Source organism: Streptomyces iakyrus (assembly GCF_000717055.1).
In the GTDB taxonomy this organism is placed as follows: Bacteria; Actinomycetota; Actinomycetes; order Streptomycetales; family Streptomycetaceae; genus Streptomyces; species Streptomyces iakyrus.
This window is the reverse complement of sequence record NZ_JNXI01000001.1, coordinates 262623-278114: the sequence shown is the minus strand read 5'-3', so window position 1 is coordinate 278114 and position 15492 is coordinate 262623. Positions and strand designations below refer to the sequence as shown.

The 15492-nt window shown below is 75.3% G+C and carries 13 protein-coding genes; 2 read left to right on the top strand and 11 right to left on the bottom strand.

All coding sequences use genetic code 11. From position 1 onward, the window contains the following. Positions 1-50 precede the first annotated feature (50 nt). From OO68_RS01220 to OO68_RS01200, 6 genes are all read right to left on the bottom strand, one after another. The gene (locus OO68_RS01220) at positions 51-953 is read right to left on the bottom strand and encodes an effector-associated domain 2-containing protein (RefSeq protein WP_033306180.1); all 903 of its coding nucleotides are present in this window, start codon (positions 951-953) and stop codon (positions 51-53) included. A gap of 239 nt (positions 954-1192) precedes the next feature. Further along, on the bottom strand, positions 1193-2986 hold the full coding sequence (gene uppS / locus OO68_RS01215; protein WP_106974235.1) for a polyprenyl diphosphate synthase: 1794 nt from the start codon (positions 2984-2986) through the stop codon (positions 1193-1195). A gap of 148 nt (positions 2987-3134) precedes the next feature. Continuing rightward, a complete protein-coding gene (locus OO68_RS01210; RefSeq protein WP_033306179.1) occupies positions 3135-4100 on the bottom strand; it encodes a YihY/virulence factor BrkB family protein in 966 nt (321 codons plus the stop codon). A 69-nt stretch (positions 4101-4169) separates the two neighbouring features. Beyond that, complete coding sequence (locus tag OO68_RS01205; RefSeq protein ID WP_031131162.1) at positions 4170-4412, bottom strand: DUF6411 family protein; 243 nt, start codon at positions 4410-4412, stop codon at positions 4170-4172. A gap of 52 nt (positions 4413-4464) precedes the next feature. Then, a complete protein-coding gene (locus OO68_RS46080) occupies positions 4465-4614 on the bottom strand; it encodes a hypothetical protein (RefSeq protein ID WP_157852645.1) in 150 nt (49 codons plus the stop codon). A gap of 92 nt (positions 4615-4706) precedes the next feature. After that, complete coding sequence (locus OO68_RS01200) at positions 4707-5414, bottom strand: ANTAR domain-containing protein (RefSeq protein ID WP_033306441.1); 708 nt, start codon at positions 5412-5414, stop codon at positions 4707-4709. A 185-nt stretch (positions 5415-5599) separates the two neighbouring features. On the opposite strand from OO68_RS01200, the gene OO68_RS01195 reads away from it, so the two are divergent. Together OO68_RS01195 and OO68_RS01190 are read left to right on the top strand one after the other, a co-directional pair. After that, positions 5600-5956, top strand: coding sequence for an STAS domain-containing protein (locus OO68_RS01195; RefSeq protein WP_051814233.1), 357 nt, complete (start codon positions 5600-5602; stop codon positions 5954-5956). Continuing rightward, positions 5953-6906, top strand: a complete 954-nt coding sequence (locus OO68_RS01190) for an anti-sigma factor RsbA family regulatory protein (protein ID WP_033306178.1) — start codon at positions 5953-5955, stop codon at positions 6904-6906. The genes OO68_RS01195 and OO68_RS01190 overlap by 4 nt, the downstream gene beginning before the upstream one ends. A gap of 14 nt (positions 6907-6920) precedes the next feature. Here the strand turns inward: OO68_RS01190 and OO68_RS01185 are convergent, their stop codons facing one another. The 5 genes from OO68_RS01185 to OO68_RS01165 form a co-directional block, all read right to left on the bottom strand. Then, the gene (locus tag OO68_RS01185) at positions 6921-7958 is read right to left on the bottom strand and encodes a rod shape-determining protein (RefSeq protein WP_033306177.1); all 1038 of its coding nucleotides are present in this window, start codon (positions 7956-7958) and stop codon (positions 6921-6923) included. A 169-nt stretch (positions 7959-8127) separates the two neighbouring features. After that, entirely contained in the window at positions 8128-12399 is a 4272-nt protein-coding gene (locus tag OO68_RS43585; RefSeq protein WP_033306176.1) for an SAV_2336 N-terminal domain-related protein, read from the bottom strand. Continuing rightward, the gene (locus OO68_RS01175) at positions 12389-13396 is read right to left on the bottom strand and encodes an AAA family ATPase (RefSeq protein ID WP_033306175.1); all 1008 of its coding nucleotides are present in this window, start codon (positions 13394-13396) and stop codon (positions 12389-12391) included. The genes OO68_RS43585 and OO68_RS01175 overlap by 11 nt, the downstream gene beginning before the upstream one ends. Positions 13397-13458: 62 nt before the next feature. Then, the gene (locus OO68_RS01170; RefSeq protein ID WP_033306174.1) at positions 13459-15147 is read right to left on the bottom strand and encodes a VMAP-C domain-containing protein; all 1689 of its coding nucleotides are present in this window, start codon (positions 15145-15147) and stop codon (positions 13459-13461) included. Beyond that, the gene (locus OO68_RS01165) at positions 15144-15482 is read right to left on the bottom strand and encodes a CU044_2847 family protein (RefSeq protein ID WP_033306173.1); all 339 of its coding nucleotides are present in this window, start codon (positions 15480-15482) and stop codon (positions 15144-15146) included. Before OO68_RS01165 ends, OO68_RS01170 begins: the two co-directional genes overlap by 4 nt. Positions 15483-15492: the final 10 nt, after the last annotated feature.

The window sequence follows — 15492 nt, the reverse complement described above, 5'->3', positions numbered from 1 at the left end:
AGGCATCCAGGCGTGGACAGGTTCGGCCACGCAGAGTGTCGAATGTCCGGTCACCCGCGCCCCTCCTCCTCAAAACGCCGCATCTCGGCGGCGATCGACCGGACGGCACGCGAGTCGCCCACCAAGGTCCGTACGGCGCTGATGAGTTCGTCGAGACCTCCGTCGTAGTCGGAGCTGGTGCGCACCACGTTGTACAAGTGTGCGTGGGCCTCGGGGCGTTCGGCCACCACCGAGCCGATCTCCGGGGGCAGCAGCGAAACCAGGTCCTGACGGCCGCCGAGCGTCCCGAAGCGTGGGATCGATGCGATCAACCGCGCGAGTTCCGCACATTGACGTGTGGTCAGTTCGGCGGGCGCCGATCGCGCCGGGTGGAGCAGCGCGGCGAGCGGTGTCCACTCCCGGGCCATGGCGGCCAGCGGGAACATCCAGGCCACCCGCTCGACGGACGAGCCGTAGGCGGCGACGACGAGGCCGACGACACCGCCGAGGCCGCGGTCCCACACGCCGGCCCCGCTGAACCCCCGCTGGACGGCCACCCCGTGTGCCCTGCCGTCCAGTTGCCGCCAGGCGGGGTTGGGTCCGCCGCGCCCGGTCGCGGTCGCCTCGACCCATACACCGTCGCCGAGCCCCCGGCCCGGATGTCCGTAGACGCTCACCTCGGTCGGCCCCACGCCATCGCCGGGGAACAGGCGCGCCGGATGTGCCTCGGCCGGCGGGCCGCCCGGTTCCAGTTCCAGGACCGCGATGTCGCCGGACGAGGGCAGGACCGGAAACCAGCCGCCGTCGACCGTCCGGGCGCGCCGTGGTCGTGGGTCACCGGAGGGTGCGAAGTCCACCAGCACGGTGCTGCCGGGGGCCGTCCTCTGCTCGTCGGGCCGCCCCAGCGCCTCGGTCACGACGTGCGCACAGGTAAGGATCCGGTCGTCGCCGATGAGGACGCCCGCCCCGGCCACGCTCTCTCCGTCGGGACCTCTCACTCGAACGCGCCAGTCGCCCAACGTCCCAGCACCCCCCTCCAGGCTCGCGGGCGTACCTCCCCCGGTGAAGGCAGGATCAGTCACGCTGAGCCTAGGAAAAACCCTACGCATCCGGCGGGCTTCCGGCGAGAGCGCAGTGTGAACCGATTGTGACCGTCCGCCGCCGGAGATGTCCGACTGCGCCGGTGCGCGTGACAGCCGTAGTTCTGTGTGCCCTACGGGCGAAGCCGGCCCCGGACGTCGGCCACCGCCCGTGACACCTCCGGCTCCGGATCCGGGGGCATGGCCGGTGTCGCCCCGTGGTGGCGCTGGCGGTGGGTGTACGCGGTGACGGCCTGCCAGAGGTCGCGGCGGTCCGTGTCGGGCCAGAGGCCGGGGGTGAAGTGCAGCTCGGCGTAGGCCGTGTGCCAGGGCAGGAAGTTGGAGACGCGCTGCTCGCCGCCCGTGCGCCACAGCAGGTCCACGTCCGGCAGGTCCGCCAGGGGCAGGTGCCGGGCGAAGTCGTCCTCGTCGATCAGGCCGGGGTCCAGACGGCCGGCCCGGGCCCGGCCGGCCAGGGCGGCGGCCGTGCGGGTGAGCTCGTCCCGGCCGCCGTAGTCGATGCACATCGTCAGGGTGAGGCCGGTGCGGGCGCGGGTGGTGCGTTCGCGCAGATGGAGGACGTCGACCAGGTCGGGCGGCAGGCGGCCGGCGCGGCCGTGCCAGCGCAGCCGGACGTCCAGGTCGCGGAAGGGGTTCTCGGCCAGCTCGCGGCGGAGCAGGCCGAGGATCGCGTCGACCTCCTCCGGGTCGCGGTGCCAGTTCTCGGTGGAGAAGGTGTAGAGCGTCAGGTGGCGCAGGCCGATGTCCAGGGCGCCGTGGACCACCTCGCGGACCGCGTCGGCGCCGGCGCGGTGGCCCTCGTGCCGGGGCAGACCGCGCTGCTGGGCCCAGCGGCCGTTGCCGTCCATGATCACGGCGACGTGGGCGGGCAGATCACCGGGCGGGATCGCGGGGGGCCGCTCGCCGCTGGGGTGGGGCGGCGGCCGCAGGAAGGTGTCGGTGGGTGGGGGCAGCGCGGGTGCCGGTTGCCGCTGGTCGCCCGGGCGCTGGGGCGGCGGCACCGTCAGGGGGGTCAGGCTCCAGGCCAGGGCCGCGCGCGCCCGGGCGGGGGCGAGGATGCGGGCCCGGGTGCGGAGCGCGGGCCGGGGCGGAGAACGCAGGAGCGCCGGGCCGGCCGCGTCGACGGCGTCGAGCTGTGCGCGCAGCAGGGCGGCCATCGTCTCCAGGACCGTCGCGGGGCCCGGGTGCATGCCGCGGGTGAGGGTTTCCTGGGCCACCCACTGGCGGGCCAGCCCGGTCAGGTGCGTGACCAGGGCGGCGACGGCGGGGCTCCAGCGGCGCCGCGCCAGGTCGGCGGCCGACCCGGGGTGCAGGTCGAGGGTCTCGGCGGGCAGCAGGAGGTCGCCCTGGGCGAGGTCGGCGGACAGGTCGGTGAGGATGTCGGTGAGCCGGACGCCGTCGAGGAACTCCTCGTAGGCCTCCCGGGTGTCCAGGCGCAGCGCCACGGGGACGCCGGCCCGGTCGAAGACCGTGCGGACCTGGCCGAACCAGGGCAGGAGGTTGTCCCGGCCCCAGGCGCGCCACTCCGCCCAGTCGGCGAAGTGCCTGCCGCGGGTGTCGTCCCGCACCTGGGCCATGGCGTCCCGCAGCTCGGACAGGTCCAGGCGCCAGCGGTTCGCGGTGTTCACCAGGGCGTGGCGGACCGGGTCCGGGCTGGAGCCGGTGGGCAGTTCGCGGTGCAGGGCCGTGATCCAGGCCTCGACCCGGGCGGCCCGCTCGGCCGCGGGCGCGGTGCGGTCGTCGCCGAGGTCGTCGAGGGCGTTGGCGGCCGCCCACAGGGCGTGGAGCGCCGGGCGCAGGGCCGCGGGCACCAGCTGGATCAGCGCGTACTCCGCCGGGTCCTCGTCCTTCGTCCGGCGCCGGCACAGTCGGTAGGCCGCCCGCAGGGCCGGATCGTCGCCGCTCACCGGGCCTCCGGCCGGTCCGGGGGTTGTGTGGGCCGTTCCTCGGTCCGCCGGTGCTGTGGTCGCGGGGGGCACATCGGTCACACCGAGGACGATACGTCCTGGTTCCGCGCGGTGATCACAGGGGCCGGGCGCGCGTCAGGCGGGCGCGTCACGGGCCCGGGCCCGGGTCGGGGTGCACGGCCTCGGTGATGCCGGCCCGGGCCGCTTCGAGCTGGGCGGCGAAGGCGATGCCGAGGAACAGGGCCACACCGGTCAGGTTCGCCCACAGCAACAGGGCGACGAAGGCCGTCAGCGGGCCGTAGACGGCGCCGAAGGAGCCGCTCTTGGCGACGTAGAGCGCCAGCAGCCAGGTGGCGGTGATCCACAGCACCAGATGGACCGCGGAGCCGAACGCCAGCCAGGTGTAGCCCGGTTGGTCCCGGCGCGGCGCCCAGCGGAAGATCGCCGCCGAGGCCACCCAGGCCAGCAGCACGCCCAGCGGCACGTCGAGGGCGCCCCACCAGTCGAGCCAGGTGCGGGACCAGCCGAGGGCCTCCACCGCCGCGCTGCCCACGGCGTCACCGGCCACCAGCACGAGGAACCCCAGGACCATCGGCATGCCCGCGGCCATGGCGAGGAGCAGGGAACGGCCGTACTTGGCCAGGAAGGGCCGGTCGCGCTCGATGCCGTAGATGCGGTTGGCGCCCCGCTCGACCTGGGCCATCGCCGAGGCCAGGTTGAGTACGGCGAAGGCCAGGCCCAGCCACATGGCGACGGCGCCCCAGACGCCCGAACCGGCGCTGCGCGCGGTGCCGTCCAGGGCGTCCTCGACCAGGTCCGCGCTGGCGCCGGGCACGATCCGGCCGAGGGTGAGTTCGATGATCCGCCCCACGCTCTCCGTGTGCACGGTGGTGGCCACGCCGACCAGGGCGATGGTGAACGGCACCATGCCCAGGACGACCTGGAAGGCGAGGGAGCGGGAGCTGCTGAACCCGTCGGCGTAGCGGAAGCGGGTGAACGCGTCGAGGAACAGCCGGCGGCCTCCGTAGCGCCGCAGCGCCGTGAACGCCTCGTCCCCGGAGAGTTCCTCCCCGATCATGTCCCGCGTCTGCGGGACGTGCACTGCGGTGCCCATCGAGAGGTGCTCCTTCTGCCTGCCCTGCGTACCGGACCAGCATGCCGGGCGGCACGGCCGCGCGGTGGATCAGAAGGGCATGCGGCCGCGGGTGCGGCGGCCGGCCGAGCCGCTGCGGCTCACCGCGCGGGAACTGGAGTGGAAGGGCTTACTGAAGAGCCTGCCCAGCACTCCGGGCGCCTTGCCGCCGGCCCGGGCGCCGGCGCCGAGCGAACGCTGGGTGCCGCGCTCGGGATGGCGCGAGAGGCGGGGGACGAGGAAGGCCAGCACGGCCAGGAGGACGCATCCGGCGATGACGACGGCGACGATCACGGGTAACTCCTTTGTGTAGTGGGGGAGTTACGGGTTCCCCGTCGCGTCGTCTCTATGTGGCCTCCGTCCGGTCGCCGTCGCCTTCCTCCTGGGCGTCCGTGTCGTCGCGGTCGCCCTCCGCCTGGGACGGGGTGGGACGCGGGGTCGTGTCCTGCTCGTCGTCGCGGCCGCCTTCGGCCTGGGACGGGGTCTGGTCGCTCATGGTGTACCTCCTCGCGCGGCTGTCGGCTGCCGGGTACCCCGCCGGGGGCGGGAGCACCGGCCCGGCACGCGGTACACCGGGCCCCTGCCCCCTCAGCCCCGGCGGCGCCTCGCGACGGCCCGTTGCAGCGCCGTGCGCAGCTCGGGCGACGGCGGCGGGCCGTCCGCCTCCGCGCTCGCGGTCACCGCCGCGGCGACGTCCCGCAGCTTCGTGTTCGACAGCTGGGACGTCTCCCGCAGGATGTGCCACGCCTCGTCCGACGTGCAGCCGTGGGTGGCCATGAGGATGCCCCGGGCCTGGTCGATGACGGGGCGCGAGGCGATGGCCTGGCGGAGCTGCTCGACCTCCTCCTCCAGGACGTGCAGCCGCTCCGCGCGCTCCAGGGCGACCGCCGAGGAGGCCGGGACGGCCGGTGCGGCCGGCGCCACCGCCCAGACCGCGCCGGCGGTGTCCGGACCGGCCAGCGGATCGGTCGTGTCCAGACCCGCCAGCTCCAGGATCCGGCGCGGCTGGCCGTTCCAGTTCGCCGTCGTCACCGTCAGCGACCGCTGCCGGCCGTGCACGGCCAGTACGTCCAGGAACTGCAGGCCGGCCGTGTCCATGAAGTGCACGCCCGCCATGTCCAGGTCGACCCGGGTGACGGTGTCCGGCAGACCGGCCAGGGTTCTCGCCAGGATGTCCGCGCAACCGTGGACGAGCTCACCGCGGGGGGTGAGCTCGGCGCGGTCCGCGTCGATGCGGCCAGAAATGACCAGGGTGTCCAGCCCTCCTGTGAGATGTGGTGATGCCGCTGAGGTCATGTCACCGCCTTGTCGGTCCTCGTCGGTCGTGTTCGTCTCGCCGGACTGCACGACGTCACTCGCCCCCGTGGACGTCGGTGTGAGGTGCGCCTGCCCTCCGGACGGCGTACTACACACGTTCCGGGGGAATGAGACTTTGCCTTGCGGGTAAGAGCGCTGTGGTCCACCAGTGTGGGGAGTGGGGCTTGAACACTCGGCAGCAGCCGTCGGCGACCGGCCCTCGCGACCCCGCGCCCGGTCTGGCGGTGTTCCCGCTGGCCGGGCGGCGGGGCGTCCGGGCGGCCGGGGAGGTCGGCCTGCCGACGCGTGCGATCTGGGAAGGTGTACTGGAACAGGCTGTCCGTGAGGATGACGACGTGTACTACCTCGAACTGTCCGGCGTGACGTTCGTCGACGTCGCGGGCGCCGGTGCGCTCGCGGCCGCCGCCGGACAGCTCCGCGACGGCCGGCGGTTCGTGGTGCGCCGGCCGCCGCCCGCCCTGCGGCGCACGCTGGACCTGCTGTGGCCCGGCCAGAAGGGAATCGAGGTGTCCACATCATGACCAGCACGGTCACCGAGCTCTTCGGGCCCCTCGACCCCTTCGTCCACCCCGCGCTCTTCTACCGGGACGAGCAGGACTACCTCGACGGCACCCTGCCCTTCGTACGCGAGGGGCTGGAGGCCGGAGAACCCGTGGCCGTCGCCGTGCCCGGCAAGAACCTCGTCCTGATCCGGGACGCGCTGGGCGACGACGCCGCCGCCGTGCGGCTCCTGGACATGCGCGAGGCCGGACGCAACCCCGGGCGGATCATCCCCGGCGTGCTGCGCGCCTTCGCCGACGCCCAGCCGGCCGGCCGCCGGGTGCGCATCATCGGCGAGCCGATCTGGGCCGGCCGGTCCGATGCCGAGTACCCGGCCTGCGTCCAGCACGAGGCGCTCATCAACGCCGCCTTCCGGGGCCGTACGGCGACGATCCTGTGCCCGTACGACGTCGAGCGGCTGCCCGAGCACGTCGTCTCCGACGCCTACGCCACCCACCCCACCGTCATCCCCCCCGGTTCCCGGGCGGAGCAGCGCAGCGACGCGTACGCCCCCGAGGGCGTCGTCACCCGCTACAACGAGCCGCTGCCGCCCGTGCCGGAGGCGCTGTCGTTCGCCTTCGACTCCGACTCCCTGCCCCACGCCCGGCACGTGGCCGTCGGGGAGGGCGCGCGCCTCGGCCTCGTCGGTGTGAAGCTGGACGACCTGGCCCTCGCCACGGCCGAGCTGACCACCAACAGCGTGGTGCACGGCGGCGGTTCGGGCGTGCTGCGGGTGTGGGCCGAGGACGGGTACGTGGTGTGCGAGGTCCGCGACGAGGGGCACCTCGCCGACGTCCTGGCCGGACGCCGGCCCGTGCCCCGCGACCAGCGCGGCGGGCGCGGGATCCTGCTGGTCAACCTGATCGCCGATCTGGTGCGGCTGCACCGGAGCGACAGCGGGACGACAGTGCGCTGCTGGTTCGCCCGCTGACCCGCGCCTGCCGCTCAGGCGCTCAGTGTGTCCAGCGCCAGCGGCGCGATCCTGCCCTCCAGCATCGCGCCGAGACCCTGCACGGCGCACACGTCCGGGCGCTCGGCGATGTGCACCGGCATGTTGGTCGCCTGCCGCAGCATCTGGTCCAGGCCCGGCAGCAGGGCACTGCCGCCGACCATCATGATCCCCCGGTCGGCCAGGTCGGCGACCAGGTCGGGCGGGCACGCCCGCAGCACCTTGCCGATGCCGTCCAGGATCGCGGTGAGCGGCGTCTGGATGGCGTCCCGGACGGCCGCGGTGTCGACCTGGACGGACCGGGCCAGGCCCGTCGCGACGTCCCGGCCGTGGATCTCCGTGGAGGCCGGGCCCTGCGGGGTGAGGCCGTTGCCCGACAGGGCCAGTTGCAGGGGCCGCACCGACTGGCTCGGCAGCATCAGCTCGTGCTGGTGCCGCAGGTGCTGCACGATCGCCTGGTCGACGGCCTCGCCGCCCACCGGGACGCGCTCGGCCGTGACGATCGAGCCGAGGGACAGCACGGCCACCTGTGTGGCCGCCGCCCCGCACACCATGATCATCGTGGCCTCGGGCTGCTCCACGGGCAGTCCGCAGCCGACGGCGGCGGCGATCAGCGTGTCCACCAGCTCCACCTTGCGGGCCCCGAGACCGACCAGCGTCTCGATCGCGGCACGCTGGGCCAGCGGGTCGGCGTCGTGCGGGGTGCAGGCCGCGGCGCGCAGGATCGGCTTGCGGCGCAGCGCGCGGCGCATCTTGTCGCCGAGCAGGTGCCGCAGCATGCGCTGCGCCATCTCGATGTCGACGACGGTGCCGCCGGAGACCGGCCGGACCACCCGGATGTAGTCCGGGGTGCGGCCCGTCATCTTCTCCGCGAGCTCGCCTACCGCGATCAGCGCTCCGGTACGGGTGTTCACGGCGGCGGCGGACGGCTGGTCGACGACGAGACCGGCGCCCTTGACGTAGACGCGTGTGCGGGCCGCCCCCAGGTCGACGGCGAAGTGGCAGCGGCGCAACTGCTCCAGACTGGCGGTCATGGCAGGTCCTCCCGAGAGCACAGACCGTGGGGGGCCGCCAGGTGGCGGGCCTCGCATACGTGGGACCGCCGGGCGGCGGGCCTCCCTCGCATCGTGCGCGGGAGGGGGCCGGGCCGCCTTTCGTGGGGGGCCGGGCGGGGCGCCGCCGAACGGGGGGTTCGGCGTTCTGTCACAGGGAGCGCGCGGCCTCCAGCAGCGGCGCGAGGGAGGTCACCGTGGTTTCGCAGCCGGCCTCGCGCAGCTGCCGCCCGGTGGTGGCGTTGCGGGCGAGGCCGACGAAGCGCAGTCCGGCCCGCTGGGCGGCGGCCAGCTCGGCGACCGTGGAACCGATCACCAGGCCCGTGGACGCGGACCCGTCGCAGGCGTCGAGGGCGCGCAGCATGCAGTCCGGGTGCGGGGTGAGCAGGGCCAGGTCCTCGGCGCGTCCGTGGACGCCGGCCAGGGGCAGGGTGCCGTAGGGCCGCAGATAGCGGGGGACGGCCTCGGCACAGACGTCCGTGATCACGCTGACGCGGCGGCCGGAGGCGTGCAGGGCGCGGACCAGGGGCGCGGAGTTGTGCGTCGCCGGGGCGTGCGCCACCGCCCGGAGTTCGATCTCGTCCAGACGCTCCCGCAGCAGCGGCCCGAGCGGGTCCCGCGCGAAGGCCCGGAGCACGTCCAGCGGATGGGCGAACGTCTCGCGCACCGCGCCGGGCAGGGCCTGCCCCGGGGCGGGGTGCTCGTCGACGAGGGCGAGCAGGCCGAGCACGGCCTCGCGGGCGGTGCTCGCCGAGAACAGGCGGGCCATCGGGCCGTCGAACCCGACCAGGACCGTCTCGGCCTCCCCGAGGAGCTGCGGCAGCGGGAGCTGCGCGGGAGCGGCCCCCTGCGGTCCGGGCAGGGCCGTGCCCTCCGGGCCGAGCTGCACCGACGCGGTCACCGACAGCCCGGGCACCGGCCAGCGGCGGAGCCCGGCGTTGACCGCGCGCTGGGCGGCACCCGCCCGGCGCAGCGGATGCCTCCGGGTGATGCGGGCCGCCTCCTCCAGCAGGCGGTCGAGCAGCACCTCGGACACCCGGCCGGTCTCGGCCCGCACGAACGCGACGGGGTCCTCCACGTGCCAGGCGAGGTCGACCGCGGCGGCGAAGGCGCCCTTGCCGGAACTGGGCAGGGAGACCCGGTGGTGGGACTGATGCGTGGTGAGGTCCACCTCGTAGTACGTCACGAGCCCCGGCGGCCGGTCGCCGTGCGGCCGGGCCGGGTTGAGGAGGGTCAGCGGGCCGTCGGGCCGGGTGTGGACGACGGCCGTGCGGCCCGGGGCCGGTATGCCCAGCCGGCGTAGGTCGCGGGTGATGAAGGGGCCCTGCACGAGGTCGCGGGCCCCGGGCTCCGGGGCCGTGGCGGGGGACAGCGGGCAGTACCAGGCGACGGGCGGGGTGTCGGTGGCGCCGTCCTGGAAGAGGGGCTGGAAGCGCTGCGGGCCCTGGGCGGCCGAGCTGGCCGCGAACTGCTCGTAGAGGTCCGGGGAGACGATCACCTGGAGGTCGGCGGGCACGCGCGGAGGCTCGGGCGGCGGGGTGGGCCGGTCCCAGAAGGTGACGGTCAGGGGCGGCGGGTCCGCGAGCCCGGTGAGGACCTCGGGCAGGCCGCGCAGGACAGCGGCCAGGACGGGGAGGAGGTAGGTACCGGGTTCGGTGTGGACGTCGTAGCCGCCGCCGCGGACCCGCACGTCGAACTGGTGGGGGGCGAGCGCGCCGCGGGAGAGCATCTCGTGCACCGCGTATTCGAGGGTGATGCGGGCCTCGGGGTGGCCGGTGAGGTCGTCGGCCTCGAAGAGGATCGTGGGGGCGGCGGTCTCCGGCCCGGACTCCAGCTCCGCCTTGAGGGTGCGCAGCCGCTCCCGGGTGGCCGCGGCGGCCGGTCCCGGGACGCCGTCGAGGGGGTCGCCGTACCAGAGGGCGAGGGCGCGCCGGGGGTCGCCGGTGCCATCCGCGAGGAGCCGCTCGCAGTGCAGCACGTCGACGTACACGTCGGGCACGTGCAGGGCGTACGAGTCGGAGAAGGTGACGAGACCGCCGGCCGGCAGGGCCTGCCGGACCTCCGCCGCCAGGGCGTCGAGGCGGTGGGCAGCCTCGCTCTCCGGCAGGGGTTCCTCCCACAGCCCGCGGGCCAGTTCGGAGTGGGACACGCGCCGGCCGGGCCGCAGGAGCAGCATGCACAGCAGCGCCCGGGCCTCGGGGGAGGGCGGTTCCAGGGGCTCCGGACCGGCGCTGATGCGCAGGGGACCGAGCAGGGTGAAGGAGCGCGGCGGCGGCCACTCGGCGGGCAGGCGGGCGGCGTACGCGGCGGCTTCCCGCAGCTCGTGCCGGTCGATCAGTTCGAGCAGTTCCCGGTGCTCGGCGGGCACCCGGGTGCCGGCGACCAGCTGCTTGAGCAGCCACCGGAACTCCGCGACGTCCCCCTCGGGTGCCTTGTTCCGGGACTCCTCGCCCAGAGTGACGCGGCTGAGCAGCACCGTGCCGTCGGGGCGCAGCAGCAGGCCGATCGGCCCGCGCTCCCCGCGCACCAGACCGCGCGCGTGCAGGGCCTCCAGCCCTGCCATGCCCTGGCACACCAGGCGGGCGAAGGCCGGGAAGGTGATGCCCGAGAGCACTTCGGAGACCGTCAGGCCGTCGACGAACTCCGTCACCAGGTAGGGCGCGTCGCCTTCCACCCCGAAGTCGAGCACCTTCACCACGTGCGGGTCGTCGACCCCGGCCAGGGCCCGAGCCTCGCTCAGGAAGCGTTCCTGCGGGGCGGGCTGCTCACGGTACCGGCGCACGATCACCTGCCGGCCGGTGCGGACGTCCACGGCCCGGGACACGCGCCCTTCCCCGTCGCGCTGCCCGGTCAGCCGGTACCGTCCCGCGAACAGCTTCTCCCCGCCCAGCCGTTGGACGGTCTCCTCGCTGACCGTCGCGAACGCCGGGCCCGCATCGCCCTTCCCGCCGCCCGTCTCGGCCCGGAACTCCCCGGCCGCGAGTCCCGCCCGCTCGTCGATCAGCCCCCCCACCCGTTCGAGGAACTCCCGGGTCCGGCCGCGGGCCGTGCGGGGCAGGGAGCGCAGCAGCAACTCCCGTACGCCGGGCCGGAACGCGTAGGAGCCGGGCGGCCCGGGCGCGGAGGTGAGCATGCCGCTGAGGATGACCTCGGCCAGGTGCTGGGGGCGCGGTTCGCGTTCCAGAGTGCGCTGGACGAGGCGCATCACCGGCACCGAGGGGTCCGCCAGCGCGAGATGCCCGGCGAGGCGGAAGGCCTCGGGGGACGCGGTCGCCCGGAAGCGCAGGACCAGCTCCTCGGGGGAGGCGGTGGTGATGTCGGGGGTGGGCTCGGCGGGCGGGGCGGGCGCGGGCGGCAGCCAGGCCACCGCGCCCGGCGTCCGGGCGCCGCCCGGGTCGGCGAGCAGGGCCGCCCAGTGGGCGAGCCAGGGGGCGCCCGGTTCCAGGACCGGCAGCGGCAGGGCCCGCTCCGGGGGCGGTGACCCGTCGTACGGGCTGAACGCGAGGGTCGCCGAGGGGGCCGCGGTGGACGGGGACGTCAGCAGGCCCGGCTCGGCGGGCAACGCCGTGGTGGGCCACAGGTGTTCGGGGAGGGGCTGGACCACGGCGAGCGGCATGCGGTGGGCCCACTGCCGCAGGGTGCGGTACCAGCGCTCGCCCGCCTCGCCCGGGCGCCACTGCGGGCCCATGCAGTCGCTGACGACGAGGGTGGCCGTGCGGCCGTCGTCGAGGACGGGGACCTGGCGGGCCCGGCCGTCGGGCGTGGCGGGGTGCAGGGTGACCGTGCGGAAGATGCCCGACTGGGCGAGCGCCGTGTGCAGTTCGCTCACCAGGGGGCGCCAGACCGGCATGGTGAGGCCGGTGTCGTGCACGAGGTTCAGGCGCAGCCAGCGGTCGGGCGCCGGCCGCAGCACGGGGAACCACACGTCCGGGTGGGCGCCGAGCCGCGCGATCCGGTCGGCCGTCGCCCGTTCGTCGAGGAGGCGCAGATGCGGGGAGGGCACCTTGCGCTGGAGCGGGCGCAGGGCGCGCTGGAGCGCGAGGGGGTGGGGGAGCATCGGGGGCGCGGGCGCGAGGAGCGCCGAGCCGCCGCCGGAGCGGTGGCCGGGGCGGTCCGGGGAGCGCGGCGCGGGGAGGCGGAGCGCGACGCGGCCCGGACCGGCCGGGGCGGGCGGTCCGGCGGCCTGCGGTGGTTCGGGGGCGGCGGGGGCCGGCTCCTCCGGGCCGGAAGCCGTTCCCTCCGTGACGGCAGTCTCGGGAGTGTTCGGCCGGCCTGTCCCGGGCTCGCCGGACGGCGGGTCCAACTGGCCGGCCAGCCAGAGCAGTTCGGCGATCTCCCGGGGGGTCGGTGCGGCGCCCGCGGCCGACAGGGCCGCCTGGAGCCGGGCGACCGGGGACGGCCCGGGGCCGCCGTCAGAAGCCATCGCCGTCGGCCGCCGCGCTGAGGTACGGCATCAGCTGCTCGGCGAGGTCGTCGCGGGACTCGGCGTCCAGGCCCGCCACTCCCGTGAGGTAGAGGGCGTTCAGCAGCTGGTCGGTGGCCAGTTCGCCGCCGGAGGCCCGCTCCAGGAAGCGGGTGATCAGACGGTCCGCGTCCCCGTCCGGCGTGTCCAGATGGGCCCGGACGATGTGGGTGAGCTGGTCGCGGCCGGGGCGGCGCAGTTTCAGCCGGACGCAGCGGCGCAGGAAGGCGGGCGGGAACTCGCGCTCCCCGTTGCTGGTCAGCACGACGAACGGAAAGGCGCGGCAGCGGACCCGGCCGCGGTGGACGGTCACCGGCGTGTCCGTGCCGTCGGCGAGCACCTCGGCCGCGCCGTCGCCGGAGTGCCGGGCGGCACGCACCAGTTCGGGGATCTCGTACTGGCCCTCCTCCAGGACGTTCAGCAGGTCGTTCGGCAGGTCCAGGTCGCTCTTGTCGATCTCGTCGACGAGCAGGGCGCGGGGCCGGTCGTAGGGGAGCAGGGCCGTGCCGAGCGGGCCGAGACGCAGGTGGTCCTCGACACCGCCCCGTTCCTCCCGCGCCTCCCGGGCCGCGTACAGCCGGGACAGCGGGTCGTACTGGTAGAGGCCGTCCGCCAGCGAGCTGCGGCTGGTGATGTTCCAGCGCAGCACCGGGCCGAGCCGCAGTTCCCGCGCCACCGCGTAGGCGAGGGACGACTTGCCGGTGCCGGGCGGGCCGGTGACGAGCAGGGGGCGGCGCAGGCAGAGCGCGGCGTTGACGAGCCGGACGCTCTCCTCGCCGGCGACGTACGACTTCGCCCGGTGCACACGGTCGGGGGAGACGGCTGTCGCGTCGTCGCCGTCGTGCGGCGGCGGCAGAGCGGGCCCGCCGTCGAAGGCGCGCCAGGGCGGCGGGGCGGGCAGGTCGTCGATGCCGTCGTGCGGCTCGTTGCGGCCGGTGTAGACGGACCAGTGCGGCATGGGGAGTGGTCTCGCTCTCCGTTTTCGTGCGGGTATCTCTCAGGCGCGTCACTGCGGGTGGGTCAGGCCACCGGCGACCTCGCGTGCGCGGCGGCGACGGCGTGCGGGTCGGCGAAGACCCGGGGGTCGTCCCAGAGCAGCTGGATGCCGCGGGCCCAGTGGTCCTCCTCCGCGTGCGCCTCCTCGCGCAGGGCGAGGACCTGGCGCGGGAGTTCGGCGGGCGGTACGGCCATGACGTGGGCGTCGAGCGCGTCGAGGAACGCCTTGCCGGTGCAGCCGTCGGCCCCGGCGCACTCCTCCTGCCCGGAGTCGCAGCCGCCCCGCGACCACACGATCACCGGGGCGGGTGCGGTGAGCGAGGTGTCGAAGTGGGGCCGGGTGCGGGCGGCGGCCGGGGCGGTGCCGAACCCGGCTAGGCAGGCGTCGCGCTGCCGCAGCCGCAACCGCAGCCGCCCGGGCTCCTCCGGCACGCCGCACTCCACCCGGTGCATCCGCGCGCCCGGCCACGAGTCGAGGCGCTTCCACGTCCGGGTCAGCATGTGCCGGGTGCTGGCCTTGCGGCGGGCGTGGTCGGTGACCACCAGCGGGTAGACGCAGCCGAGCGGCGTGTCGTCGTCCGGGGCGCTCTCCCAGCGGTCGACCGGCCAGTCCAGCCAGTCCCGGGGCAGCGCGAACGCGACCAGCTCGTCCGCGCCGGGCGTCAGGTAACGGAAGGCCGCCTCGATCCCCTCCTGCACGTAGGCGTGCAGCCGGTGCCGCTCGACCGTGCCGGAATCGACCGGGTGGCGCCGCCCCTCGCTGTACGCGGACACCTCGACCCGGACCAGGCCGTCGCCCGCTCCGCTGTGCCCGAGCTCGACGAGGATCGGGGACCAGTCCGGGGCCGACGGCTCCGAGGCCGGGGTGTGCAGCAGGTCCCGGAGCCGGTCGGCAAAGCGGGCGACGGTGCGGGCGGCGCCCGGGCCGTCGAGTTCGCACAGCACGAACAGGGCCGCCGACCACAGCGAGTCGAACCCCTCCTCGGGCGGCGGAGGGTCGAACGGGTCGGCCGCCGCCGTGTACAGCCGCACCGGGTCGCAGTCGACGCCCGCGCGTGCCGCCCGCTCGACCAGGGCGCGCAGCCGGGCCCGGTCGGCGGTGGCGTGGTCGGAGGTGGGGACCAGGCTCTGCAGGCCCGGCCAGTAGCGGGCCATGACCTGGGTGGGCATCATCCGGCCGGTGCGCACCTCGCCGCTGCCGGCGTCCGCCGTGACCATGCCGACGACCTCGCCGGTGTCGGCCAGGGTGACGGCGGCCCCGCTGAAGCCGGGGGCCAGGGGCTGGCCGCCCTGGTGCCAGGCCTCCAGCTGGAGCCACTCCCGTCTGATCAACTGCGGCGCCGTGACCCGGCATTCGGTGAGGGTGCCCTCGTCGAAGCCGCGCGGGAAGCCGTAGACGACGAGCTTGCGGTCCGTGGTGCCGTGCGCCGCGTCGGCCGGAGCCAGCGCGGCCGGGGCGACCGGCACCTCCCGGTCGAGCTCCAGCACGGCCAGGTCGCCGGGGTCGGTGACGCCACCGGCCCAGCCGCCGTGCGCGACGACCCGGGCGGACACGGCCGGGGTGCCGGGCCGCTCGGTGAAGGTCACGGCCAGGTCCTCGCCGTCGCCCACGACATGGGCGCACGTCAGCACCGTACTCGGGGTGACGAGGAAACCCGCTCCGGTCACCCGGCCCCGTAACTCGATCCGGGCGTGCCACTCGGCGCTGTTCATGAGGCGGAGCTCGCCCCGGGGGCGTCCGGGGACCAGGTCAGCCTGACCACGAGATGGCCCTCGGCGGTGCCCTTGGCGATGAACGCGCCCGTCTCGGCGGCCAGTTTCACCCCGAACTCGATCTCCACGCCGTCGGGCCGCAGCGAGCCGTCCCGGAAGACGCGCAGCGCGGACTCGGCCGCCGCCCGCACACCGTCCAGGGCACCCTCGAACGTGCGGGCCGCCTGGACCGTGCCGTCGCCGCGGGAGACCAGCCGGGAGCCGGACCGCTCCTCCACCGCCTCGACCGCGACCACGGCCCCGTCACCGGTTCTGAACTCGACCAAACCGTCCACGACACCCCCG

Coding starts and splice junctions, on each gene's coding strand:
- OO68_RS01210 (WP_033306179.1), bottom strand. CDS start 4,100: ATGGGCACCGCAGTGCACGTCCCGCAGACGCGGGACATGATCGGGGAG.
- OO68_RS46080 (WP_157852645.1), bottom strand. CDS start 4,614: ATGAGCGACCAGACCCCGTCCCAGGCCGAAGGCGGCCGCGACGACGAG.
- OO68_RS01200 (WP_033306441.1), bottom strand. CDS start 5,414: ATGACCTCAGCGGCATCACCACATCTCACAGGAGGGCTGGACACCCTG.
- OO68_RS01190 (WP_033306178.1), top strand. CDS start 5,953: ATGACCAGCACGGTCACCGAGCTCTTCGGGCCCCTCGACCCCTTCGTC.
- OO68_RS01185 (WP_033306177.1), bottom strand. CDS start 7,958: ATGACCGCCAGTCTGGAGCAGTTGCGCCGCTGCCACTTCGCCGTCGAC.
- OO68_RS43585 (WP_033306176.1), bottom strand. CDS start 12,399: ATGGCTTCTGACGGCGGCCCCGGGCCGTCCCCGGTCGCCCGGCTCCAG.
- OO68_RS01175 (WP_033306175.1), bottom strand. CDS start 13,396: ATGCCGCACTGGTCCGTCTACACCGGCCGCAACGAGCCGCACGACGGC.
- OO68_RS01170 (WP_033306174.1), bottom strand. CDS start 15,147: ATGAACAGCGCCGAGTGGCACGCCCGGATCGAGTTACGGGGCCGGGTG.